The sequence below is a fragment of the Methylobacterium sp. 22177 genome, from assembly GCF_052045615.1.
In the GTDB taxonomy this organism is placed as follows: domain Bacteria; phylum Pseudomonadota; class Alphaproteobacteria; order Rhizobiales; family Beijerinckiaceae; genus Methylobacterium; species Methylobacterium radiotolerans.
On the sequence record NZ_JBQEPK010000013.1, the window covers coordinates 1 to 22,981 of the forward strand.

20 protein-coding genes and 2 pseudogenes are annotated in these 22,981 nt (G+C 72.4%); 16 read left to right on the plus strand and 6 right to left on the minus strand.

The genetic code is table 11. From position 1 onward, the window contains the following. Nucleotides 1–241: pseudogene (locus ACTJK8_RS14020) on the minus strand (transglutaminase-like cysteine peptidase); the annotation flags it as partial. A gap of 250 nt (nt 242–491) precedes the next feature. Between ACTJK8_RS14020 and ACTJK8_RS14025 the strand changes: the two are divergent. From ACTJK8_RS14025 to ACTJK8_RS14045, 5 genes are all read left to right on the plus strand, one after another. Next, the gene (locus ACTJK8_RS14025) at nt 492–1,061 is read left to right on the plus strand and encodes a c-type cytochrome, methanol metabolism-related (RefSeq protein ID WP_012320455.1); all 570 of its coding nucleotides are present in this window, start codon (nt 492–494) and stop codon (nt 1,059–1,061) included. 163 nt (nt 1,062–1,224) lie between these two features. Next, nucleotides 1,225–2,427, plus strand: coding sequence for an FIST signal transduction protein (locus tag ACTJK8_RS14030; protein ID WP_012320456.1), 1,203 nt, complete (start codon nt 1,225–1,227; stop codon nt 2,425–2,427). Then, nucleotides 2,424–3,770 carry an ATP-binding response regulator gene (locus ACTJK8_RS14035; RefSeq protein ID WP_053621472.1) on the plus strand — a complete coding sequence of 449 codons (1,347 nt, stop codon included), beginning with the start codon at nt 2,424–2,426 and terminating at the stop codon, nt 3,768–3,770. Before ACTJK8_RS14030 ends, ACTJK8_RS14035 begins: the two co-directional genes overlap by 4 nt. Before the next feature lie 272 nt (nt 3,771–4,042). Then, nucleotides 4,043–5,470 carry an MFS transporter gene (locus ACTJK8_RS14040; protein ID WP_024829268.1) on the plus strand — a complete coding sequence of 476 codons (1,428 nt, stop codon included), beginning with the start codon at nt 4,043–4,045 and terminating at the stop codon, nt 5,468–5,470. Between the two features lie 68 nt (nt 5,471–5,538). Continuing rightward, nucleotides 5,539–6,336, plus strand: a complete 798-nt coding sequence (locus ACTJK8_RS14045; RefSeq protein WP_043074180.1) for an SDR family NAD(P)-dependent oxidoreductase — start codon at nt 5,539–5,541, stop codon at nt 6,334–6,336. Nucleotides 6,337–6,665: 329 nt separating this feature from the next. On the opposite strand, the gene ACTJK8_RS14050 is transcribed toward ACTJK8_RS14045, so the two are convergent. Next, nucleotides 6,666–7,025 (minus strand): SWIB/MDM2 domain-containing protein, encoded by a 360-nt coding sequence (locus ACTJK8_RS14050; protein WP_012320460.1) that lies wholly within the window; start codon nt 7,023–7,025, stop codon nt 6,666–6,668. 243 nt (nt 7,026–7,268) lie between these two features. Between ACTJK8_RS14050 and ACTJK8_RS14055 the strand changes: the two genes are divergently transcribed. The 3 genes and pseudogenes from ACTJK8_RS14055 to ACTJK8_RS14065 all read left to right on the plus strand — a co-directional run. Further along, a complete protein-coding gene (locus ACTJK8_RS14055) occupies nt 7,269–7,391 on the plus strand; it encodes a hypothetical protein (RefSeq protein ID WP_266284939.1) in 123 nt (40 codons plus the stop codon). A 49-nt stretch (nt 7,392–7,440) separates the two neighbouring features. Beyond that, nucleotides 7,441–7,926, plus strand: a complete 486-nt coding sequence (locus ACTJK8_RS14060) for a DUF2721 domain-containing protein (RefSeq protein ID WP_012320461.1) — start codon at nt 7,441–7,443, stop codon at nt 7,924–7,926. A gap of 117 nt (nt 7,927–8,043) precedes the next feature. Further along, a pseudogene (locus tag ACTJK8_RS14065) lies at nt 8,044–8,403 on the plus strand (PRC-barrel domain-containing protein); the annotation flags it as partial. Nucleotides 8,404–8,515: 112 nt separating this feature from the next. Here ACTJK8_RS14065 and ACTJK8_RS14070 read toward each other — a convergent pair. Next, nucleotides 8,516–8,923 carry a hypothetical protein gene (locus tag ACTJK8_RS14070; protein WP_012320463.1) on the minus strand — a complete coding sequence of 136 codons (408 nt, stop codon included), beginning with the start codon at nt 8,921–8,923 and terminating at the stop codon, nt 8,516–8,518. A gap of 341 nt (nt 8,924–9,264) precedes the next feature. Between ACTJK8_RS14070 and ACTJK8_RS14075 the strand changes: the two genes are divergently transcribed. From ACTJK8_RS14075 to ACTJK8_RS14105, 7 genes are all read left to right on the plus strand, one after another. After that, a complete protein-coding gene (locus ACTJK8_RS14075; protein WP_440762104.1) occupies nt 9,265–10,047 on the plus strand; it encodes a PRC-barrel domain-containing protein in 783 nt (260 codons plus the stop codon). Next, the gene (locus ACTJK8_RS14080; RefSeq protein WP_024829265.1) at nt 10,044–11,420 is read left to right on the plus strand and encodes an MFS transporter; all 1,377 of its coding nucleotides are present in this window, start codon (nt 10,044–10,046) and stop codon (nt 11,418–11,420) included. The genes ACTJK8_RS14075 and ACTJK8_RS14080 overlap by 4 nt, the downstream gene beginning before the upstream one ends. Nucleotides 11,421–11,624: 204 nt before the next feature. Continuing rightward, nucleotides 11,625–13,394, plus strand: a complete 1,770-nt coding sequence (locus tag ACTJK8_RS14085) for an ABC transporter ATP-binding protein (RefSeq protein ID WP_012320466.1) — start codon at nt 11,625–11,627, stop codon at nt 13,392–13,394. A gap of 301 nt (nt 13,395–13,695) precedes the next feature. Beyond that, entirely contained in the window at nt 13,696–14,625 is a 930-nt protein-coding gene (locus ACTJK8_RS14090) for a glutaminase (protein WP_012320467.1), read from the plus strand. Between the two features lie 99 nt (nt 14,626–14,724). Further along, nucleotides 14,725–16,134 carry an MFS transporter gene (locus ACTJK8_RS14095; RefSeq protein WP_182177793.1) on the plus strand — a complete coding sequence of 470 codons (1,410 nt, stop codon included), beginning with the start codon at nt 14,725–14,727 and terminating at the stop codon, nt 16,132–16,134. Nucleotides 16,135–16,210: 76 nt separating this feature from the next. Continuing rightward, the gene (locus tag ACTJK8_RS14100; protein ID WP_274852128.1) at nt 16,211–16,762 is read left to right on the plus strand and encodes a Uma2 family endonuclease; all 552 of its coding nucleotides are present in this window, start codon (nt 16,211–16,213) and stop codon (nt 16,760–16,762) included. Between the two features lie 52 nt (nt 16,763–16,814). Further along, entirely contained in the window at nt 16,815–17,828 is a 1,014-nt protein-coding gene (locus tag ACTJK8_RS14105; protein WP_440762082.1) for an adenosine kinase, read from the plus strand. Nucleotides 17,829–17,880: 52 nt separating this feature from the next. Here the strand turns inward: ACTJK8_RS14105 and ACTJK8_RS14110 are convergent, their stop codons facing one another. Next, the gene (locus tag ACTJK8_RS14110) at nt 17,881–19,563 is read right to left on the minus strand and encodes a methyl-accepting chemotaxis protein (RefSeq protein WP_440762083.1); all 1,683 of its coding nucleotides are present in this window, start codon (nt 19,561–19,563) and stop codon (nt 17,881–17,883) included. Here ACTJK8_RS14110 and ACTJK8_RS14115 point away from each other — a divergent pair. After that, a complete protein-coding gene (locus tag ACTJK8_RS14115; protein ID WP_162471040.1) occupies nt 19,496–19,681 on the plus strand; it encodes a hypothetical protein in 186 nt (61 codons plus the stop codon). The genes ACTJK8_RS14110 and ACTJK8_RS14115 overlap by 68 nt on opposite strands. A 66-nt stretch (nt 19,682–19,747) precedes the next feature. Here the strand turns inward: ACTJK8_RS14115 and ACTJK8_RS14120 are convergent, their stop codons facing one another. Both ACTJK8_RS14120 and ACTJK8_RS14125 read right to left on the minus strand, forming a co-directional pair. Beyond that, a complete protein-coding gene (locus tag ACTJK8_RS14120) occupies nt 19,748–20,719 on the minus strand; it encodes an NADPH:quinone oxidoreductase family protein (protein WP_029360495.1) in 972 nt (323 codons plus the stop codon). A gap of 55 nt (nt 20,720–20,774) precedes the next feature. Next, nucleotides 20,775–22,862, minus strand: coding sequence for a hybrid sensor histidine kinase/response regulator (locus ACTJK8_RS14125; protein WP_058606216.1), 2,088 nt, complete (start codon nt 22,860–22,862; stop codon nt 20,775–20,777). Nucleotides 22,863–22,981: the final 119 nt, after the last annotated feature.

Below are 22,981 nucleotides of genomic sequence, written 5' to 3' on the forward strand. Positions count from 1 at the left end.
CGCACTCCGCCGCGTAGGTCTGGCAGAACGTCACCCAGGCCGCGATCGGCTTGGCGTCGCCCTGCACCCGGGCACCGGCCTCGGTCGGCAGGCTCGCCAGCGTCTGCGCCTGAGCCGGGGCGGCGAGACCCGCGACGCCGATGGCGGCGAGGGCAGCGAGGCCCGCCCAGCGGCTCCGGGAGAGCCGACGCGAGGCGGGTCCCTTGACCAGTCCCTGCATCATGGAAACCGCGAACCGCATCGCCGGGACCCAACCGTTAAGCTCTCGTTAACGAAAGCTCTCACGCCGGCGGGCCGGCGGCAATCCGCCGATTAACAAAAGGTTAATGCTGTGCGCAACGCGGATAAGCGCCCCCTCGTCCACTCATCGCGGCGCTCACCGGCCAAGCGCGAAAACGTGAAGGTGTGCCAAGGTGTTCTCGACCGAGATCCGCCGTTATCCCGGCGCCGCGCCACCGAGAACACGCCTGTGGGCGGCAGGAGGAAGACGGATGCGGAGCGTTGCAGACAGACTCGCCAGCCTGGTCCTGGCCGGGCTCGCAGCAGGGACCCTGGGGATGCTGCCGGCGTCCGCCGCGGCCCCGACGGCCGCTCCGCCCGCGGCCGACCTGAAGAGCGAGGGGCCGACGCAGCCGGCGAAAGTCCAGGACGGCCAGTACACCGACAAGAACGGCGACCCGACGTACCACATCACGGAGGGCGGCAAGAAGGTCGACTGGTACACCATGTCCGGCTACGTGCGGTACAGCGCGAACTGCCTGGCCTGCCACGGGCCAGACGGGATGGGCTCGACCTACGCGCCGTCCCTGGTCGACGCTCTCAAGGGCATGGACTACGCGCACTTCGCCGGCATCGTCGTGGGCGGCAAGCGGGATGTGAACGCCTCGCAGGAGCTGGTCATGCCGGCCTTCGGCGAGAACAAGAACGTCATGTGCTACCTGCCCGACATATACACTTATCTCCGCGCCCGCTCGGACGGCGCGATCGGCCGCGGCCGGCCGGCGGACCACGAGGCCAAGCCCGCGGCCTTCGAGAAGGCCGAGGATGCCTGCATGAAGTGAGCGCCACTCCCCGGTCCGGCCTCGCCTGTGAACCGGACCGGGGGCGACACGCCCCGTTGCACCGCTCGGTTGCGCACGACATACTCCGCGCAAGACGCTGAAGAGCGGGCACCAAGCCTGCCGAGGGGGTCGCAGGGGGTGGAACGTGGCTCAAGGATCGGGAGTGCGCCGCCATCTGTGCGGCATCTGGACGGCCTGGACGGACGCGGCCGGGGCCGCCGACGCGGCCGCGGAGGTCGCGCTCGCGGTCGGTGACACCGCCCTGTCGCAGGTCGTCGCGTTCTTCTCCGCCGATTACGACGCCGAGATCCTGGCCCGCGCGCTGGAGGCCCGGTTCCCCGGCGTGCCGGTGGCCGGCTGCTCGATGTCGGGCGGCATCGCCCCGGCCGGCGGCCTCGACCGCGGGCTCGTCGTCATCGCGTTCCCGGCCGAGCGTTTCCGGATCGTCTCGACCGTCCTCGACGCCATCGACCACCTCGACGTGGAGCGGACCGCCTCGGCGGTCCGGGCGCTGCGCCGGACCCTCGACCCGCTGGACCGGTGCCGCGATGTCGACGCGGCCGCCACGGGCCACCGCTTCGCCCTGTCGCTGATCGACGGGCTCGCCAATGCCGAGGAGACGGTGGTCTCGGCGATCGCCTGGGCGCTCGACGGCATCCCGATCGTCGGCGGCTCGGCCGGCGACGACCTGCGCTTCCGCGACGCCGTCATGCTGCACGGCGGGAAGATCCACCGCAAGGCGGCGGTCCTGGTGCTCGTCGAGACCGACTTCTCGGTGGAGATCTTCAAGAGCGACAACTTCGAGCCGACGCGGACCAAATTCGTGGTCACCGCCTCGGACGGCGAGCGCCGCACCGTGCACGAGCTCAACGCGGAGCCGGCGGCCCGGGAATACGCGATGGCGATCGGCCTCGACCCCGAGGGCCTGTCGCCGATGAGCTTCGCCGCCTACCCGCTCGCCGTGAAGGTCGGCGGCGAGTATTTCTGCCGCTCGATCCGGCGGATGAACGAGGACGGCTCGCTCAGCTTCTTCTGCGCGGTGGACGAGGGCGTGGTGCTGACCCTCGCCGAGCCGCGCGACATCGTCGCCTCGACCCGGGCGGAGCTGGCCCGCCTCGACGCCGTGCTCGGCGGCGTCGACCTGATCATCGGCTTCGAGTGCGTGCTCCGCCGCCTCGACGCCGAGAGCCGGCAGGTGCGCCACGGGATCGCCGACCTCTACCGCCGCTACAACGTCGTCGGCTTCGAGACCTTCGGCGAGCAGTACCGGGCGATGCACCTGAACCAGACCTTCACGGGCATCGCCATCGGCAAGACCCTCGCCGCGGGCGCGCCGGCCGCGGCCGCCGCCCCGGTCGCGTCGTGACCCTGCACCCGAACGGCCTCGAGACCGACGCGTCCCTGCGCCGGCGGATCGAGAAGCTCGAGCGCATCAACGCCGCGCTGATGTCCCATGTCGAGCGCTCCATGGATCAGCGGGGCAGCGCCTACTCGCTGTTCCAGACGGCGATCATGCTCGAGGGCCGGGTCCGCACCCGCACCGAGGAGCTGACCGGGCTCATGCACCGGCTGGAGCGCTCCAACGAGGCGCTGGCCGCGGCCAAGGAGGAGGCCGAGACCGCCAACCGCTCGAAGACGCGGTTCCTGGCGGCGGCGAGCCACGACCTGCTGCAGCCGGTCAACGCCGCCCGCCTGTCGATCTCGGCGCTCGCCGACCTCGAGGTCCCGCCGGAAGCGCGCGCCATCGCCGGACAGGTGGAGCGGGGCCTGCAGACCATCGAGGACCTGATCAAGACGCTGCTCGACATCTCGAAACTCGATGCCGGGGTCGTCCGGCCGCAGGTCCAGCCGGTCTTCCTGCCCGACCTGCTGGCGGAGCTCGCGGAGAGCTTCAAACCCTTCGCGCAGCGCAAGGGTCTGCGCCTGTCGGTGCACTGTCCGGAGGTCACCGTCACCAGCGACGTGGTGCTCCTGCAGCGGATCCTCCAGAACCTCGTCTCCAACGCCGTCCGGTACACCCGCACCGGCGGGATCGTCCTGGCGGCCCGGCGCCGGTCCGGCGCTGTCCGGATCGAAGTGACCGACACGGGCTGCGGCATCGCCGCCGAGGAATGCGACCTCGTCTTCGACGAGTTCTTCCGGGGCGGCGACCGGACCGGCAGCGGCGAGGAGCCGGGCCTCGGCCTCGGCCTGTCGATCGTCCGCCGCATGGCCCTGGCCCTCGACCATCCCCTGCGGCTGCGCTCCCGGGTCGGCCACGGCACCCGGGTCGCGCTGACGCTGCCCCTGAGCGCGGTCCCGGCCGCGGCCGCGCCGCCCGCCCCGGTGGCGACCCGGCTCTCGGGAGCGCACGTCCTCGTCGTGGAGAACGACGCCTCGACGGCCGACGCCCTCGCGCGCCTCCTCCAGAACTGGGATGCCCGGGTCTCGACCTTCCGCGACCTCGCGGGGGTGAAGGCCTCCGTCGAGGCGGGCGCCGGGGCGCCGGACATCCTGGTGCTCGACTATCATCTCGACGAGGGCGCCTGCGGCCTCGACGTGGCCGCCTATCTCCGCGCGCTGCGGGCCGAGCCGCTCCCGGTCATCGTCACCACCGCCGACCATTCCAGCGCGGTCGAGGATCGCGTCACAGCCGCCGGAGCGGAACTCGTGCACAAGCCGATCAAGCCGGCCCAGCTCCGCTCCCTGCTGACCTACATGCTGGCTTGATCCCGGTCGGGACCCGCGACGCCCCGGGTCGCGCCCGGCGCGCGCCGCGCGCTCCCGAACCGATCGAGCGCCCGGGCCGCGCGGCGTGCTGCCGACGGCGGGCCGATCCGGCGCGAACGAACCCGCCCGCGCCGTGACATAGGACACACGGCGCCCCTCGACGGGACCGACCGCCTGCGCGACAGGGAGCAGCATCCGCCTCGCGTCCTGCGTCCGGATTTCCCAGCCATCGACGTCACGGACCCGCCGGGACGCCGCAGGAGCGCGCACCCATGGCGCAGGTCCCGCACGGTCCGACAGGCGGCGCGCCGGGCAGCCCCCAGCCGCCCCCGCAGGCGCCCGTCCAGGACGGCCTGCCGCCCCGCGAGCGCGTCCTCGCCATGGCGGCGATCGGGCTTGCCATGACCATGGCGGTCCTCGACGGGGCCATCGTCAACGTGGCGCTGCCCGTCATGGCGAAGGACCTCTCGGTCAGGCCGGCCGACGCGATCTTCGTGGTCAACGCCTATCAGGTCGCCGTCACGGCGAGCCTCCTGCCCTTCGCGGCCCTCGGCGACATCTTCGGCTTCCGGAAGGTCTACCTGCCGGGGCTCGCGGTGTTCGTCGCCGCCTCCCTCGCCTGCGCGGTCGCGCCGAACCTGCCGCTCCTGATCGCGGCCCGCATCGTCCAGGGTCTCGGGGGCGCGGCGATCATGAGCGTCAACATCGGCTTCGTGCGCTTCATCTACCCGCACCGGATGATCGGCCAGGGGGTCGCCAACGTCGCGCTCGTGGTGGCGGTCGCCTCGGCCGCCGGCCCGACCGTGGCCGCGGCGATCCTGTCGGTGGCGACCTGGCCCTGGCTGTTCCTCGTGAACATCCCCGTGGGCCTCCTGGCCCTGACGGTGGCGTCCCGGACCCTGCCGGTCACACCGGCGAGCGGCCGGCCGTTCGATCTCGTGAGCGCGGTGCTCAACGCCCTGACCTTCGGCCTGCTGATCATCGGGATCGACGGCCTCGGCGATCCGGAAGCCCGGGGCGTCGCCATCGTCGAACTCGCGGCCGCCCTGGTGGTCGGCGCGGTGTTCGTCCGGCGTCAGATCCGGCTGCCCGCACCGCTCCTGCCGGTCGACCTGCTGCGGATCCCCGCCTTCGCCCTGTCGATGGCGACGTCGGTCGCCTCGTTCTGCGCCCAGATGGTCTCCTACGTGGCGCTGCCCTTCTACTTCCAGGACGTGCTGCACCTCTCCAGCACCCAGACGGGCTTCCTGCTCACCCCCTGGCCGATCGCGGTCGCCGCGATGGCGCCGATCTCCGGCCGCCTCGCGGACCGCTACCCGCCCGGCATCCTCGGCGGCATCGGACTGGCCATGATGGCCGCCGGGCTCGTCAGCGTGACCCTCCTGCCCGCGGCGCCCGCCACCCTCGACATCGTCTGGCGGCTGACCCTGTGCGGCCTCGGCTTCGGCCTGTTCCAGTCGCCCAACAACAAGGTCATCGTCACCTCGGCACCGCGCGAGCGGGCCGGCGGGGCGAGCGGGATGCAGTCGACGGCGCGGCTCACCGGGCAGTCGCTCGGCGCGGCCCTGGTGGCGGTGATCTTCGGCCTGACCCACGGGCTCGGGGCCGAGCGGGCCGTGACCATCTCGCTGTCCTGCGCGGTGGCGCTCTCGGTGATCGGCGGCTGCGCCAGCGTCCTGCGGCGGAGTCGGAGCGGCTAGACCGGTCCCGTATGCCACCGCGGGCACCGGACCGCGTTGACGGAACGAGTCACGTGCTGGAGCGTCCCATGGATCTCGATCTCACCGGCCGGAAGGCCCTGGTCACCGGCTCGACCGGCGGTATCGGCTACGCCATCGCCAAGGAACTCTGCGATCTCGGCGCCGAGGTCGGCATCAACGGCCGCACGCCCGAGCGCGTCGAGGCAGCGCTGGCGAAGCTGCGGGGCGAGGCCAGGGCCGGCCGGGCCTTCGCGGCGCCGGGTGATGTCGCGACCGCGGACGGCGTGTCCGCGCTCGTCCAGGCGCTGCCGGCCGTGGACATCCTGGTCAACAACTCCGGGATCTTCGAGCCGAAACCGTTCTTCGAGATCCCGGATGCCGACTGGCAGCGCTTCTTCGACGTCAACGTGATGAGCGGCGTGCGCCTGTCCCGGGCCTACACGCCCGGCATGGCGGAGCGGGGCTGGGGCCGGGTGATCTTCATCTCCAGCGAGTCCGGCATCAACACGCCGACCGAGATGGTCCATTACGGGATGACCAAGACCGCGCAGCTCGCGATCTCCCGCGGGCTCGCCCAGACGGTGGCCGGGAGCGGCGTGACGGTCAACAGCGTCCTGCCCGGCCCGACCCTGTCGGAAGGTGTCGCCGAGTTCATGAAGCAGATGGCCGGCGGCGCGGCCGATGCCGACCTCGAAGCCATGGGCCGCAAGTTCGTGGCGGAGCACCGGCCCTCCTCGCTGATCCAGCGCCTCGCGCGGGTGGAGGAGGTGGCGAACCTCGTTGCCTACCTCTGCAGCCCGGCCGCGAGCGCCACCACCGGCGCGGCTCTGCGGGTCGATGGCGGTGTCCTGCAGGGCCTCGCCTAGGATCGGGCAGCACCTGGCATCGGGAGCAGGCTCGGCGCGGACGCGCCCGGCCGGTCGCCGGACGACCGGCCCTGTCCGCGACCCTGCGGGCGCGGGACGGCTTTGCCTCGGCGGGAGCGCGCAGGGAAGCCCCGGATCCAGACCCGTGGGACGCGTCCGGCTCAGCGGATGGCCCGAAACCTCCGGAACGGCCGGTGGCTCCGGATACCGGGCTCTCGCCCGCGGCGCGCCGCACCATGTCGGCCGGTCTTCCGGCCCGACTGGCGCGTCACGGAGGCGCCTAGAGCCGTCGGCCCGGACGAGACGCCGGACTGGGCTCTAGGTCGTGATCAGGCCTTCAGGTGGGCGGCGAGGTGCTTGTTCATCTCGAACATGGAGCACTTGTCCTTGCCGAAGACCTTCTTGAGCTTGTCGTCGGCGACGATCTCGCGCTTGTTCTGCGGGTTCTGAAGGTTGTTCTTCTTGATGTAATCCCAAACCTTGCTGACCACCTCGCCGCGGGGCAGCGGGCTGGTGCCGACGATGGCGCCGAGCTCGGCCGACGGCTTCAGCGGCTGCTGCAGAGCGTTGGGCTTCGTGCCGGCCGACTTGGCGGCAGCCGGCTTCGCAGCCTTCGCCGGGGCGGCCTTCTCCGCAGTCTTGGTGGTCTTGGCCGCCTTCGGCGCAGCCTTCTCGGTCTTTGTGGCCATAAACTTCCTCCGGTTCTCGGGCCGCAGGCCGGGGCATGATCGCCCCACGGCCGAGCCAGCATAGCAGCAACTAAGCGGTGCCGCCGCCGTTCCAAGGGGAAATTGCCTTTGAAGCACGCTCATCCACAAGGCACGCACGGGAATCCCCCGTGGGATCGCCCGATCGATGCCGTCGTGAAGATTATTCGGCCAGATGCCGGGTGCGAAACCTGCTCTTAACAATCCTGCGCGCGAAGTACAGGCATGTTCGCCCCGGCCCTCACGCTCGCGCTTCTGCTCGCCACCGGACTGGTCACGGGTCTCGGCCTGGTGATCCGCGCGGAGACGACGGCCTCCGGCGTCGCACCGGTCCGCGGACTGATCTGAGCGCGCCGGGATTGCCGCGCCGGCCCGTCGGGTGCATCAGCCCGACCGCATGACCGACCCGATCACCCTCGCCAGCCTGGAGAGCACCGCGCACGTCGTCCAGGTTGCGCTCAGCCCCGTCTTCCTCCTGTCCGGCATCGCGACGCTCCTCAACGTCTTCGGCGCCCGGCTCGCGCGCGTGGCGGACCAGGCCGACCACGTCTCCGGATTGCTGGCGGGGGCCGGCGATGCCGAGCGCGTCCGCCTCGGGCAGCGCCTGGACCGCCTTCACCGGCGCTCCCTGGCCCTGGACGCCGCGGTGTTCCTGGCCGCGCTCGGCGGCGTGGCGACCTGCGGCTCGGTGCTGACCCTGTTCGTGGGAGCGCTGCGCGACAGCACGGTCGCGACCCTGCTGTTCGGCCTGTTCGGTGCGGCGATCCTGTGCACGCTGTGCGCCCTCGTGGCCTTCGGGTTCGAGATGCTGCTGGCGAACCGATCGGTCCGCGACCGGATCAACCAGCGGCGGGCGAGCGCCGGCATGCCGCCCGACCGCTGAGCGCACGGTGCGGGCCCGAACGCCCGGCCGGCCGGCGGAACCCGTCCCGACCCGCGCGCTTAGTGAGCCGAGGGGCCGCCACGCGGGCCTTGCCCCGCGCGCGAACCGGGAGAGACCATGCCGACGGACCTGCCCAACGAGCGCACCTTGAGAGAGCCCGGCACGCTGGAACTCGACCCCACCGGCGAGGGCATGGCGATCGACGAGACGCCGCGGCTGATCGCGTCCAACATGGTCGAGGGCACGGCCGTCTACGACCGCAGCGGCCGCCACCTCGGCGCGATCCACAATTTCATGGTGGACAAGGTCTCCGGACAGGTCGCCTACGCGGTTCTGGCCTTCGGGGGCTTCCTCGGGCTCGGCGAGACCCACCACCCGCTGCCGTGGAAGAGCCTCAGCTACAGCACGGAACTCGGCGGCTACGTGGTCGACATCGAGCCCGGCGTGCTCGCGGAGGCGCCGAGCCAAGCGGTCGGCTAGGCCGAACTCGGCCGAGCTCGTCGACCGGGCTCACGCGCCCGCACCGCCTCCGGTCACGGCGCGCGGGTGCCGGCGTTGCGGACCGGTGCGGGCGCTCGGACGGATCGGCTCAGAACTTCCCGCCGAGACCGACGCTGCCGCCGGGCGACAGCATCGGGCCCATCGAGCCGCTCCCGCCGCTGCCGCCGACGGCCGCGTTGCCGCCGTCGAGATCCTCGCGCCGGATCCGGCGCTCGCCGCTGTCGGCCGTCCGCGTGGCGCCGCCGGCGTTCTTCGGGATCGCGAGTTGCTTCGTCGGCGCCGTCTGGAGCGGCTGACCGTCGGCGTCGACCGCGGCGTTGTGCGGCTCGCGGTTCGGCAGAGACCCGCGCAGCGACGGCGGCAGCCCGACCTCCGTCGCCGGCATCACGCCGCCGCCTCCGCCGAGCGCCTGACAGCCGGCCACGAGACCGGCGAGAGCGGCGCCGAGCGCGAGGCCGCGCGCTGCCGCGCATCGCGACGTGGTGAGGGTCGACATCGTTTGGTCCTCGACAGTGGCCACGGTGTCATCCGCGGCTCGCATGGGTTTATGCGCGGTTGTCTACGCTGGGGATGCGGCGAAAACCAGACAGCGCCATGGGACGCCGGGGGATGATCGCCGGACACCCTCGGCCGCTCGGCCGACAGGCGCGGCTCGAGCCTTGCTGTCGGATCGCCGCGGTCCATAACTTCGCCCAGGTCCTGCGGCACGACGCCATCCGCAGGCGGGGTCCTGCCGGCGGCGGACCCGGGACCGGCCGAATGCGGTCGTGGACGCGCCGGCGCGCCGGTGCAGCCCGGCCTTTCCTCAGAGGACGAAGCGTGTTCAGAACCAACCGGATGATCGCGGCCGTGACGCTCGCCCTCTGGGCGTCGGGGACCGCGGCGCAGGCCCAGCCGGGCGGCAGCGAGGGTCCTGCCGGTCAGGCCGCGCCGCAGAGTCCGGCCGCGCCGCAATCTGCTCCTCCGGCCCAGACACCGGCGCCGACGCCTCCGCCTCCGCCCGCGGCGACGCCGGCCTCCCCGCCCGCCAGCCCGCCGGCTGCCGCGGGCGCGCCGCCCGCCGCGGCGCAGGCACAGCAGCAGGGAACGCCGGCCACCGTCCTCGACACCCAGGATTACGAGAGCCTGCTCGGCCGCAGCGTGCGCAGCGCCGGCGGCGACGAGCTGGGGCGCGTCATCGACATCATCATCGACAAGGAGGGCCACCCCCGCGCCGCCATCATCGATTTCGGCGGCTTCCTCGGTGTCGGAACCCGCAAGATCGCCGTGGACTGGCGCGCCCTGCGCTTCACGCCGGACGGCGGGAAGGAGCGCAAGCTGTCGGTCGCGCTGACCCGCAACCAGGTCCGCGTCTCACCGGAATACAAGGCCGGCGAGCCGATCGTGGTCCTGGGTCCCGCCAGCCCGGCCGCGCCCGCGCCGGAGGGCGAGCAGGCGGCAGCGCCCGCGTCCGGCTCGGCGACGCCGCCGCAGCCGGCCCCGGCCGCGCCGGCCCCGGCATCGACCGTCCCGGGCAACGCCGCCTCCGGGGGCACGGCGCCGCCCGCCGCGACCCCGCCGGCCTCCGCCCCGGCCGCGCCCGCACCCGCCCTGCCCCCGGAGAAAGCACCGGATAAGTGACGGTGGCCCGGTTGAAGGTCAGAACCGCCGCCGCCGCCCGCGAGCGCGACGTGCCCCGGCAGGACATCCGCTCCCGTCCGGCCCGCCTGAAGGATCAGGCGGCCGAGGCCGCGCGCTCGCCGGCAGCCTCGGCGGCCCACGGCGGACGCGCGATCTCGTCGGCGAGCCGCTACGGCCTCGACGCCTTCGCGTTCTTCGTGGCCAACCTGCAGACCGGGTTCGGCCCGTTCCTGGCGGTCTACTTCTCCCAGGCCAAGTGGACGCAGTCCGACATCGGCTTCGCCCTCACGGTGGGGAGCCTCGTGGCGCTCCTCGGCCAGGTCCCGGGAGGCGCCTTCGTCGACGTCGTGCGCTCGAAGCGCTTCGCCGCCGCCGTGGCGGTCATCGGCATCGCGGGCAGCGCGTTCGCGCTCGCGGTCTGGCCGAGCTTCCTGGTCGTGCTCCTGGCGATGGCGCTCCACTCGGCCGCGAGCTGCGTGCTGACGCCGGCCATCGCGGCGATCAGCATCGGCCTGGTCGGGCGCGCCCGGGCCGGCGAGCGCCTCGGCCGGAACGCGAGCTTCGCCGCCCTCGGCAACGCCCTCGGCGCGGCCGGCATGGGCGCCATCGGCTACTACCTGTCGAACGGCGCCGTCTTCTACCTGACCGCCGCCCTCGGCATCCCGACGGTGATCGCGCTGGCGCGCATCCGCGCCCAGGACATCGATGCCAGCGTGTTCAAGGAGCCGGCGGCGGCCCAGGCGGCGCCGGCCTCCGCGGCGCCGGCCTCCGGCCAGGACGGCATCCGCGCCCTGCTGACCAACCGCGGCCTCCTGTGCTTCGCGGCCTGCATGGTGCTGTTCTTCCTCGCCAACGCGGCGATGCTGCCGCTGGTGGGCAGCGTCCTGACCCTGCGGGCGAGCGAGACCGCCACCGCGCTGGTCGCCGCCTGCATCATGGTCCCGCAGGCCGTCCTCGCGGTCAGCGCCCCGGCGGTCGGCCGGGCCGCCGAGCGCTTCGGCCGCTACCCGGTCCTGCTGTTCGGCTTCGGCGCCCTGCCGGTCCGCGGCCTGCTCCTCGCCTACACCACCAACCCCTACGGCCTCGTCGCCATCCAGGTCCTCGACGGGATCTCGGCCTCGGTGCTGGGCGTGATGGTGCCGCTGATCGTGTCGGACCTCACCCGCGGCACCGGCCGCTTCAACCTCGCCCTCGGCGCGGTCGGCACCGCCATGGGCATCGGCGCGGCCCTCTCGACGTCGCTCGCCGGCATCATGGCCGACCATCTCGGCAGCCACAGCGCCTTCCTGGGGCTCGCGGTCGTCGGCTTCGCGGCCTTCATGCTGGTGGCGCTGATCATGCCGGAGACGCGCCAGTCGGAGCGGGCGGCCTGACCAGCGGCGGCATCGGATTCGCTTGGGTGTTTCCACGCCGCTCAAGCGGCGTTCAGGTTCTGCGGATAAAAGCGCAACGAAGGTGCGGGCCGGTGAAACATATGGCAACGCTCTCGCGTTGCCGCTGCGGGTCAGACTGCGCCCGCGCTGCACTCCGCCTCAGCCCGTAAGCCAAAGCCGCGCGAATACGGAATGGTCACCGCGATGGAAGAGCTGCACCGATACGCCGACAGGCCCTTCGCCTTCGTCGGGCGGTATCTCCGGCGCCGCTGGCTGCCGCACCTGGTCATCCTGATCTCGGTGCTCGGCGCCGTCGGCTTCTCGGTCTCCACCGACTACGCGCTCAAGGGCGTGGTCGACGCGCTGACGAAGGGGCCCGGCCCGGGCAACACCGTGGTCTGGAGCGCCCTCGCGGTCCTGATCGCCTTCATCGCCGCCGACAACATGCTCTGGCGCGTGGCCGCGCTGACCGGCGCCTTCACCTTCGTGGGCATCACGGGCGACATCCGGCGCGACCTGTTCCGGCACCTGACCGGCCATTCGCCGACCTTCTTCTCCGACCGGCAGCCGGGCACCCTGGCGTCGCGCATCACGGCGACCTCGAACGCGATCTTCACGGTCGAGAACATGTTCGTGTTCAACGTGATGCCGCCGACGGTCGCGGCCTTCGGGTCGATCGCCTACATCGCCACCGTGAACCTCACCATGGCGGGCATCCTGGCGGGCGTGTTCGCCGCCGTCGTCGTGCTGATGTTCAAGATGGCCTCGGCCGGCAAGCCGCTGCACCACGACTTCGCCGCCAAGGCGGCCTCCGTCGACGGCGAGATGGTCGACCTCGTCGGCAACATGTCGCTCGTGCGCGCCTTCTCGGCCTTCAAGCGCGAGGGCCAGCGCTTCGAGGGCACCATCGCCACCGAGATGCGGGCCCGCCGCTCGTCCCTGCTCTATCTCGAGAAGCTGCGCATCGTGCACGCGGTGCTCACCGTGCTCGCCGTGTTCGGCCTGCTCTACTGGGCGATCCAGATGTGGGAGGCCGGCCAGGCGACGAACGGTCAGGTGGTCCTGGTCTGCACGCTCGGCATCCGCATCCTCGCCGCCACCCGCGACCTCGCGGTGGCGCTGGTCGACGCGACCCAGCACACCGCCCGCCTCTCCGAGGCGCTGCACACCCTGCTCCAGCCCCACGACCTCGTGGACCATCCGGAGGCGCAGCCGCTGACCGGCCAGGGCGCCAAGATCGAGTTCGAGCACGTCGCGTTCAACTATCCGGACGGACGCCCGGTCTTCACGGATTTCGACCTCGTCATCGAGCCCGGCCAGCGCGTCGGCCTCGTGGGCCGGTCCGGCGGCGGCAAGTCGACCCTGTTCTCGCTGATCCAGCGGTTCTACGACGTGCAGAGCGGCGCGATCCGCATCAACGGCCAGAACATCGAGCGCGTCACCCAGGAATCCCTGCGCGAGGCGATCACGGTGGTCCCGCAGGACGTCTCGATGTTCCACCGCTCCTTGCGCGAGAACATCCGCTACGGCCGGCCCGACGCCACCGACGAGGAGGTGTGGCAGGCGGCCGAGGCCGCGCACTGCACCGACTTCATCAAGGCCCTGCCGGAGGGCTTCGACACGATCGTGGGCGACCGCGGCGTGAAGCTCTCGGGCGGCCAGCGCCAGCGCATCGCCATCGCCCGGGCGATCCTGAAGAACTCGCCGATCCTGCTGCTGGACGAGGCGACCTCGGCGCTGGACGCGGAATCCGAGCAGGCGATCCGTCACGCCCTCGCCAACCTGATGAAGGGCCGGACCGTCATCGCCATCGCGCACCGTCTCTCGACGCTGCAGGATTTCGACCGGATCGTCGTCCTCGACGGCGGCCGCATCGCGCAGGACGGCTCGCCCGACAAGCTGACCCATCTCGACGGCTTCTTCCGGGAGCTGATGAAGAAGGAATCCATGGCGATGGCGCTCGCCGCCGCGTGAGACTCCTCTTCGCCGAGCGGCCGCACCGCTGCCGCCTCTGCGGGCGCCGCGAAGCAATCCGGTCGCGCCGCGCTGGCCGAGGTCGCGCCGCTCCGGGTCGCCGCGCGCGCGATGACGGTGCGGATCGGGTGACCGCCCGGCGGCCGACGCCCGCCGGCTGATCGTCGCGTGAGCGCGGCCGCTCCGGTTCCCAGGCCGGTCCGGCGCTGCTAGATCACCGCCGGGCCGGACCGGACCTTGCATCGCCTGAGACGTCGCGAACCGGCCCGGTTCCGACGCAACGCGACGCCCGAGCCCGACCGTGCCCGACCTTGCCCACGTCATCCGGGAGATCTCCGAGGAGATGGCCCAGCGCTCCGACCGGGGCGCGGTCGCGGACTACATCCCCGAGCTCGCCCGGGTCGATCCCGACCAGTTCGGCATGGCGGTGATCGACGCCGAGGGACAGGTCTTCACCGGCGGCGACAGCGAGACGCCGTTCTCGATCCAGAGCGTGTCGAAGGTGTTCACGCTCACCCTCGCCCTCGGCATGGTCGGCGACCGGCTCTGGAAGCGCGTCGGCCGCGAGCCCTCGGGCAACCCGTTCAATTCCATCGTCCAGCTGGAGCGGGAGCGCGGCGTGCCGCGCAACCCGTTCATCAACGCGGGCGCGATCGCGGTCACCGACGTGATCCTCTCGGGTCACGAGCCCCGCGAGGCGCTGGGCGAGATCCTGCGCTTCATGCAGTTCCTGGCCCAGGATTCCGGCATCATCATCGACGAGACGGTGGCGGCCTCGGAGAAGCGCACGGGCTTCCGCAACACCGCGCTCGCCAACTACATGAAGTCGTTCGGGGTCATCGACAATCCGGTCGACTACACGCTCGGCGTCTACTTCCATCACTGCGCCATCGCGATGAACTGCCGCCAGCTCGCGCGGGCCGGCCGGTTCCTGGCGCATAACGGCGTCAACCCGTCGACCGGCCACTCGGTGGTCTCGGCGGAGCGCGCGCGCCGCATCAACGCGATCATGCTGACCTGCGGCCACTACGACGGGTCGGGCGAGTTCGCCTACCGCGTGGGCCTGCCGGGCAAGAGCGGGGTCGGCGGCAGCATCCTGGCGATCGCGCCCGGCAAGGCGTCCATCGCCGTCTGGTCGCCCGGCCTCGACGCGGCGGGCAATTCCCACCTCGGCCGCATCGCCCTGGAGCGGCTCACGCAGCGCATGGGCTGGTCCGTCTTCGGCGCGTGAGGGTCCCCTCTCGGCCGGCGTCGCACCCCCTTGCGCGGCGCGCGCTTCCGCGGCACTGCGCCGGCGGGGCGCCGCGGCGCCGAGACGAGGCTCATCGGCATGGCGACGCGTACGGCGGTCCGGGCTGCCGATGAAGGTCTCGATCCCGGCGCCATCCTGGCCCGTCTCGACCGGCTTCCGGCGACGCCGACGGTCTGGCGCCTCGTGGTGCTGCTCGGGCTCGGCTTCTTCTTCGAGCTCTACGACCTGCTCTTCACCGGCTACGTCGCGCCGGGCCTCGTCAAGGCCGGGATCCTGACGCCGACGACCCCGGGCCTGTTCGGTGCCAGCGGCGTCGCGAGCTTCGTCGCCGCCCTGTTCACCGGCCTGTTCATCGGCACCCTCGCCTGCGGCTGGCTCGCCGACCGGTTCGGCCGGCGGGCGATCTTCACGTGGTCGCTCTTGTCCTACACCGCCGCCAACGTGGTGATGGCCTGCCAGAGCGACGCCTTCGGCCTCAATCTCTGGCGCCTGATCGCCGGGATCGGCCTCGGCCTGGAGATGGTGACGATCGGCAGCTACCTCTCCGAGCTGGTGCCGAAGGCGATCCGCGGCCGGGCCTTCGCCCTGTGCCAGGGCATCGGCTTCACCGCCGTGCCGGTCGTGGCGTTCCTGTCCTACCTGCTGATCCCGGCGGCGCCCCTCGGCATCGACGGGTGGCGCTGGGTCGTGCTGATCGGCGCCTCGGCGGCGATCGTGGTCTGGTGGATGCGGGCGGGCCTGCCGGAGAGCCCGCGCTGGCTCGTCGAGCACGGCCGTCTGGCGGAGGCCGAGGCGGTCCTGCGGCGGCTGGAGGCGCGGATCGCGGCCGAGACCGGCGGCCCGCTTCCCGCACCGGCCGCGCCGGAGCCGGTGCAGCCGCGCGGCGCGTTCCGCGACCTCTGGGTCCAGCCCTACCGGCGCCGGGCCCTGATGATGGCGGGGTTCAACGTCTTCCAGACGGTGGGCTTCTACGGCTTCGCCAACTGGGTGCCGACCCTCCTGGTGGCCCAGGGCATCACGGTGACGTCGAGCCTCGCCTACACGGCCCTGATCGCGCTCGCCGCCCCGGTCGGGCCCCTGATCGGCCTCGCCATCGCCGACCGGTTCGAGCGCAAGCACGTCATCGTGGCCGCCGCCCTCCTCTACATCGCCTGCGGCCTGGCCTTCGCGCAGACGCGGGACGTCACCGTCATCGTGGCGCTCGGCATCGGCCTGACGCTGGCCTCGAACGTGATGTCGTACAGCTTCCACGCCTATCAGGCCGAGCTGTTCCCCACGGGCATCCGGGCCCGGGCGGTCGGGTTCGTCTATTCCTGGAGCCGCTTCTCGGCGATCTTCACCGGCTTCGTCATCGCGTTCGTGCTGCGGGAGGCCGGGACGCCGGGCGTGTTCCTGTTCATCTCGGCGGCGATGCTGGCCGCGGGCCTGCTCGTCGGGCTGCTGGGCCCCCGGACGCGGGATGTCGCGCTGGAGAAGATCGCGGGGTGAGACCCGCGAGGAGCACGGCTCCCGGCAGGCCGAATCCGTGCTAGCCTCGGGCATGGTCGCTCAGCCGAGATCCCGGATGACGGTCGACGAGTTTCTCGCCTGGGCCGAGGGGCAGCCGGGGCGCTTCGAGCTGGTCGACGGCGAGGTGTTCGCGATGTCGCCGGAGCGCGTTCGGCATGCCGAGGTCAAGGCGGCCACCTATCTGGCGCTCCGGTCGGCACTGAAGCAAGCGGGGAGCGCCTGCTACGCGCTGCCGGATGGCATCAGCGTTCGCGTCGATCGGGATACGGTCTTCGAGCCCGACGCCCTCGTCTACTGCGGGATGCGCGCTGACCCCGATGCGACCGAGATCACCGATCCCGTCATCGTGGTCGAGGTTCAGTCGCCGGGCACACGCGCGGTGGACTCGGGCCTGAAGCTGACCCGCTACTTCGGTCTGGAGAGCGTCATCCACTATCTGATCGTGGATCCGGTGAAGCGTCTCGTCATCCATCACCGCCGCGCGCAGGGCGGCCTGATCGAGACCCGCATCGCGACCCGGGAGACGCTGGACCTGACGCCGCCCGGCCTGCGCCTGCCCGTGCCCGAGCTGTTCGCCGACCTCGCGCCCGTCGACGACGGCGCTTGATCCGATCCGAGGCGGATGCCACAGCGGCGCGAACGCGAATCAGGACGCCCGGATGACTGCACCCCTCGATCTCCTCGTGCTCGGCAACGCGATCGTCGACGTGATCGCCCGCACGGACGACGCCTTCCTGGCGGCGCAGGGCGTCACCAAGGGCGCGATGCAGCTCATCGACGAGCCGCGGGCCGAGGCGCTGTTCCAGGCGATGGGACCGGCGACGATCGTGTCGGGCGGCTCGGGCGCCAACACCGCGGTCGGCGCGGCGCTCCTCGGAGCCAGGACCGGCTTCGTCGGCAAGGTCCGGAACGACGAGCTCGGCGGCCTGTTCAGCCACGACCTCAAGGCGACCGGCGTCGACTTCGCCGTCCCGGCCGCCGCCGAGGGTCCGGCCACCGCCCGGTGCTTCGTGCTCGTGACGCCGGACGGCGAGCGCACGATGAGCACCTATCTCGGCGCCTGCCAGGGCCTGTCGCCCGACGATGTCGACAAGGCGCTCGTGAGCTCGGCCCGCGTCGTCTATCTCGAGGGCTACCTGTGGGATCCGCCGGCCGCCAAGGACGCGTTCCGCAAGGCCGCGCAGCTCGCCCATCAGGCGGGCAACGCCGTCGCGCTGACCCTCTCGGACGCGTTCTGCGTGGGCCGCTACCGCGACGAGTTCCTCGGCCTCGTGCGGGACGGCAGCATCGACATCCTGTTCGCCAACATGGCCGAGCTGCAGAGCCTCTACGAGACCGAGGATCCCGAGGCCGCCGTGGCGGCCCTGCGCGACGAGCGCAACGCCCGCGGCCGGCACCTGCTCGGCCTGGTCACGCGCTCGGCCGACGGCGCCCTGGTGGTGCAGGGTGGCGAGGTCCGGGCCGTCGAGGCGAGCCCGGTCCAGACGGTGGTCGACACGACCGGCGCGGGCGACCTGTTCGCCGCCGGCTTCCTGGCCGGCCACGCCCGCGGGCTGGACAACGTCGCCAGCGCCCGCCTGGGCACGCTCGCGGCCGCCGAGGTCATCCAGCACATCGGCGCCCGCCCGCAGGCGGATCTGATCGGCCTGGCCAAGGCGCGCGGGCTCCTCTGAGCCGGCGCGCCGGGCGCGCGGTCGGGCGCGCGTCCGCGCCGATCCCGCGCGCTCAGGCCGCGCGGACGGTCGCGAGGAAGCGCGTCACCTCGTCCCTGAGATGCCCGGACCGGAGCGACAGCTCCGAGGCTGCCGTGAGAACCTGGTCGGCCGCCGCGCCGGTCCCCTTGGCCGCGTCGGCGACGCCCGCGATGGTGCCGGTGACGTCGGCCGCCCCCTGGGCGGCCTGGGAGACGTTGCGGACGATCTCCTGCGTCGCCGCGCCCTGCTGCTCCACGGCGCTGGCGATCCGCGTCGCCACCGCGCTGAGTTCCTGGACCCGGCCGCCGATGCGCCCGATCGCCGAGACGGCGTCGCCGGTGGAGGCCTGGATCCGGGCGACGTGGGCGCCGATCTCGTCGGTCGCCCGCGCGGTCTGGCCGGCCAGGTCCTTCACCTCCGCGGCCACGACGGCGAAGCCGCGGCCGGCGTCGCCCGCCCGCGCCGCCTCGATCGTGGCGTTCAGCGCCAGGAGGTTCGTCTGCTCGGCGATGCTCGAGATCAGGCCCACGACGTGGCCGATCTGGACCGCCGCCCCGTTCAGATCCTGAACCAAGTGCGCGGTCGCCGCCGCGTCCGCGACCGCCGACTGCGTCAGCGCCGTCGAACCCGCGACCTGGCGGCTGATCTCCTGGACGGAGGCGCCGAGTTCCTCCGCCGCCGCCGCCGCGACGTTGACGGTGCTGGCCGCGAGTTCGGCCGCGCTCGCCACCTGGCCGGAGCGATCGGCGGTGTCGCCGGCCGCCTCGCTCATGGCCGAGGCCGTGTCCTGCAGCGCGGCGACGGCGGCCGAGACCGTGCCGATGATGCCGCCGACCGTGCCCTCGAAGGCGTCGGCGATCTCCTGCACGCCGCTCCGCCGCCGCGCCTCGGCCGCGGCGCGGGCCTGCGCGGCTTCGTGCTCAAGGGCCCGCGCGCGGATCAGGCCGTCCTTGAAGACCCGGACGGACGCCGCCATGACGCCGATCTCGTCCCCTCGCTCGGAACCGTTGACGGCCACGTCGAGGTCGTCGGCCGCGAGCCGGCCCATGATCTCGGCCAGGGACCGGATCGGGCGGGCGACCCGGTGCCAGACCCACCAGACCGCCGCGCCGGTCATCGCCGCTCCGATCACCGAGAGCGCGATGGTGACGGACCACGCCGTCCGGAACGCGTCCTCGGAGCGCTGGACCGAGACGTTCGTGCCCTCCGCAGCGACCTGGGCCAGATCCGCCAGGGCGTCGAAGGCGGCCACCAGCGGCGGGCGGGCCGGCGCGATGGCGTCGCGGGCCGCGTTCCGGTCGCCGCGCCTGAGTGGCGCGAGGATCGCCTCCTGGGCAACGCGATAGACCTTCCACCGCCCCTCGAACGCGTCCCAGAGCGCGCGCTCCCGGGGCGTCGTCGCGCGCGCGCGATAGCTCCGGAAGGCCTCGGGGATGGTCCGATCCATCTCGACGAACTCGGCATCGAGGTCCCGGTTCTCACCGTCGTCGGTGGCGACCACCTTGCGGATCGTCGTCGTGTGGTACCGCAGCATCAGGAATCGAATCGTGTGGAGATCGTTGTCCTTGCGCACCCAGACGTCGCGGGTCTCCACGGCGGCGGCGTTGATGGCCTGTATCTGCATCAGGCCAATGGTCGAGCTCGCGATGAACAGCAAAAAGCCGATCAACGAGGGCAGCATCAGCTTCGATACGACACTTCTGCGCAAGTTCATCTCGGGCACCGCGGAGGACGACGTCGTCTCATCGGGACCCATGAAGATGAAGGACAGATTTTTCCGCAACCTCTACTTCGGAGACGGCCCGCGCCGCAGATCAGCGCGGAACGCATGACTCGCCGCCCGCCGAGGCCGTGCGGCGGGTCGAGGGCCGACCCGGTCGAGGGCGGCCGCGGCCCGATCAGGGCCGCAGGAGAACCTTGCCCACGGCCGCCCGGCGGGTCAGGAGGCCGAAGGCCTCCGGGTACTCCGCCAGCGGGTAGACGCCGTGGACCTGCGCGGTGAGCTCGCCCTCGGCGACCCAGCCGAGGAGGCGGCGCTGATCGGCCCGGTGAGCCTCGGGCTCGCGATCCAGGAAGGCGCCCCAGTGGACGCCCTGCACGTCGAGTTCCTTGAGGAGCATCAGGTTCAGCGGCAGCCGCGGGATGGCGCCGGCGGCGAAGCCGATCACGAGGAAGCGTCCGCGCCAGCCGAGCGCCCGCAGGGCCGGCTCCGCGTAGGCGTCGCCGACCGCGTCGTAGACCACGTCGATCCCGCCGCCCGAGATCCGGCGCAGCTCGTCCTTGAGCGTCGCGGGGTCGTAGACCACGCCCGCCTCGGCGCCGTGGGCGCGGGCGACCGCGAGCTTCTCCTCCGAGGAGGCGCAGGCGATCACCCGGGCGCCCATCAGCCGGCCGAGCTCGACGGCGGCGAGGCCGACGCCCCCGGACGCGCCGAGGACCGCCAGCCACTCGCCGGGCTGCAGGCGGGCGCGGTTCGCCAGGGCGTGGAGCGAGGTGCCGTAGGTGATGGTGAGCCCGGCCGCCTGCGCGTCCGGCACGGCGTCCGGCACCGGGGTGAGCCGGGCGGCGTCGAGGGCGATCAGCTCCGCGCAGCAGCCGTGCCCGGCATGGACGATCACCCGGTCGCCCACGGACACGCCCGAGGCCCCCTCGCCCAGCGCCTCGACCACGCCGACCCCCTCGCCGCCCGGCGAGAACGGCAGGGCCGGCTTCACCTGGTAGCGCCCGGCGGTGATCAGCGTGTCGAAGAAGTTCAGCGCCGCGAGCCGCATCCGCACCAGCGCCTGCCCGGGACCCGGCACCGGGTCGGGGCGCTCGACGATCTCCAGATGCTCCGGCCCGTCGAGCCTCGTGCACAGCAGCGCCCGCATGGCGTCTCTCCTCCCCGGCAATTCCCGGCCGATCAGGCCCGAACCGGCCGCGCGGTCAAGCCGTTCCGATCATCTCGCGGATGCGGGCGCCCAGCACCTCCACCACGAACGGCTTGGTGATGACCTGCATCCCGGCATCGAGCGGCCCGTTGCCGAAGACCGCGCTCTCGGCGTAGCCGGTGACGAACAGGACCTTGAGGCCCGGGCGCGTGACCCGGCCGGCCTCGGCCATCTGGCGCCCGTTCATGCCGCCCGGCAGTCCGACATCGGACACCAGCAGGTCGATGCGCACGTCGGATTGCAGCACCTTGAGGCCGGCCGCGCTGTCGGCGGCCTCGATCGCCGTGTAGCCGAGATCCTCCAGCACCTCGGTGACCAGCATGCGGACGGTCGGCTCGTCGTCGACCACCAGCACGGTCTCGCCCGGCGCGGCCCGCGGCGGCGCGCCGACGGCGGCGTGCGCGTCCTCCTCGGCGACCGCGCCGCGATGGCGGGGCAGGTACAGGCAGACCGTGGTGCCCTTGCCGACCTCGGAGTGGATCCGCACCTGGCCGCCCGATTGCTGCGCGAAGCCGTAGATCATCGACAGGCCGAGGCCGGTGCCCTGCCCCAGGGGCTTCGTGGTGAAGAACGGCTCGAACACCTTGCCGACGATCTCGGGCGACATGCCGATGCCGGTGTCGGTGACGCAGAGGGAGAGGTACTGGCCGGGCGGCATGTCGTGGCGCCGGGCGGCGCGCTCGTCGAGCCAGGCATTGGCGGTCTCGATCGTGATGCGCCCCCCCTCGGGCATCGCGTCCCGGGCGTTGATGCACAGGTTGAGGAGCGCGTTCTCGAGCTGCGGCGGGTCGACCAGGGCCGGCCAGAGGCCAGGCGGCGCCACGACCTCGACCATTACGGCGGGGCCCACGGTGCGGCGGATCAGCTCCTCCATGCCGGCCACCAGCCGGTTCACGTCGGTGGGCTTCGGGTCGAGGGTCTGGCGCCGCGAGAAGGCGAGGAGCCGGTGGGTCAGCGCCGCGGCCCGCTTCGAGGCCCCCTGCGCCGCGTTGATGTAGCGGTCCACATCCATGACGCGGCCCTGGCCGAGGCGGGTCTGGATCAGCTCCAGCGAGCCGGAGATGCCGGCGAGCAGGTTGTTGAAGTCGTGGGCGATGCCGCCGGTCAGCTGGCCGACGGCCTCCATCTTCTGCGACTGCCGCAGGGCCTCCTCGGCCGCGGCCAGGGCGTCGGCGCGCTCGCGCTCCGCGGTGAAATCGCGGCCGACGGCGTTGATGATCCCCTCCCCCGGCCGGGCCGCCCAGCTGATCCAGCGATAGCCGCCGTCCCGGTGGCGGTAGCGGTTGTCGAAGCGCGCGAGGCTCGACCCCGCGGAGAGCTGGCCCGCGCCCGCGACGGTGCGGTCGAGATCGTCCGGATGGACGAGGGCGATGAGCTTCATTCCGATCAGTTCGTCCGGGCGCCAGCCCAGCACCTCGGTCCAGGCCGGGTTCACCGCGGTGATCGTCCCGTCGAACAGGCAGCGCAGCATCATGTCGGACGAGAGCGTCCACAGGGCGTTGCGGTCGGCCGTGCGCTCCTCGACCTGCTGCGCCAAGGTGGCGTTCAGATCGCGCAGCTCCGCCAGCGCCGCCTCGAGCCGCCCCTGGCTCTCCTTGAGGGCGGCGTCCGCCCGGACCCGGCCGGTGGTCTCGTTGGTGAGGATGAACAGGCCGGTGACCCGGCCGTCGGCATCGAGAACCCGCGAGTACGAGAAGGTCCACCACGTCTCGCGGGCGCCCCGATCGGTGTCGAGCTGCCACGGCAGGTCGACGAAGCGCTCCGGACGGCCCGCCATCGCGGCGTCGATGATCGGCCTGGCCTGATCCCAGGCATCCGCCCAGACCACGTCGAACCGCTCGCCCATCGCCCAGGGCAACCGCGGGCCGAGGAGCGGGAAGTAGGTGTCGTTGAAGAAGAAGTGGAGGTCGGGCCCCCAGGCCAGGATCATCGATTCCGGGGAGTTGAGGACGAGCGACAGGGCCGCGCGGAACTCCGCCGGCCACGTCTCCGGAAGCCCCAGGGGATGACCCGACCAGTCGCGCGCGCGGATCATCCGCGCGGCCTCGCCGCCGCCGGAGAGGAAGGCGAGGGAGTCGGTCACGGGCTCTGAGCGGTGCAGGTCATGGGCGTACGGCGTATGACGGTCTTCGGCGGCCTGTCCAGGATGCCCGGTCGCGGTTCAGCGACGTCGGTTCAGAGCGCCACCGGCTCGGCCTCGAT

Bases quoted from the DNA above. Each gene is read 5' to 3' on its own strand.
- ACTJK8_RS14105 (WP_440762082.1), top strand. From the start codon at position 16,815: ATGACTGCACCCCTCGATCTCCTCGTGCTCGGCAACGCGATCGTCGAC.
- ACTJK8_RS14070 (WP_012320463.1), bottom strand. From the start codon at position 8,923: ATGTCGACCCTCACCACGTCGCGATGCGCGGCAGCGCGCGGCCTCGCG.
- ACTJK8_RS14055 (WP_266284939.1), top strand. From the start codon at position 7,269: ATGTTCGCCCCGGCCCTCACGCTCGCGCTTCTGCTCGCCACCGGACTG.
- ACTJK8_RS14060 (WP_012320461.1), top strand. From the start codon at position 7,441: ATGACCGACCCGATCACCCTCGCCAGCCTGGAGAGCACCGCGCACGTC.
- ACTJK8_RS14115 (WP_162471040.1), top strand. From the start codon at position 19,496: ATGAACAGCAAAAAGCCGATCAACGAGGGCAGCATCAGCTTCGATACG.
- ACTJK8_RS14085 (WP_012320466.1), top strand. From the start codon at position 11,625: ATGGAAGAGCTGCACCGATACGCCGACAGGCCCTTCGCCTTCGTCGGG.
- ACTJK8_RS14040 (WP_024829268.1), top strand. From the start codon at position 4,043: ATGGCGCAGGTCCCGCACGGTCCGACAGGCGGCGCGCCGGGCAGCCCC.
- ACTJK8_RS14050 (WP_012320460.1), bottom strand. From the start codon at position 7,025: ATGGCCACAAAGACCGAGAAGGCTGCGCCGAAGGCGGCCAAGACCACC.
- ACTJK8_RS14100 (WP_274852128.1), top strand. From the start codon at position 16,211: ATGACGGTCGACGAGTTTCTCGCCTGGGCCGAGGGGCAGCCGGGGCGC.
- ACTJK8_RS14075 (WP_440762104.1), top strand. From the start codon at position 9,265: ATGATCGCGGCCGTGACGCTCGCCCTCTGGGCGTCGGGGACCGCGGCG.
- ACTJK8_RS14025 (WP_012320455.1), top strand. From the start codon at position 492: ATGCGGAGCGTTGCAGACAGACTCGCCAGCCTGGTCCTGGCCGGGCTC.
- ACTJK8_RS14120 (WP_029360495.1), bottom strand. From the start codon at position 20,719: ATGCGGGCGCTGCTGTGCACGAGGCTCGACGGGCCGGAGCATCTGGAG.
- ACTJK8_RS14045 (WP_043074180.1), top strand. From the start codon at position 5,539: ATGGATCTCGATCTCACCGGCCGGAAGGCCCTGGTCACCGGCTCGACC.
- ACTJK8_RS14095 (WP_182177793.1), top strand. From the start codon at position 14,725: ATGGCGACGCGTACGGCGGTCCGGGCTGCCGATGAAGGTCTCGATCCC.
- ACTJK8_RS14110 (WP_440762083.1), bottom strand. From the start codon at position 19,563: ATGAACTTGCGCAGAAGTGTCGTATCGAAGCTGATGCTGCCCTCGTTG.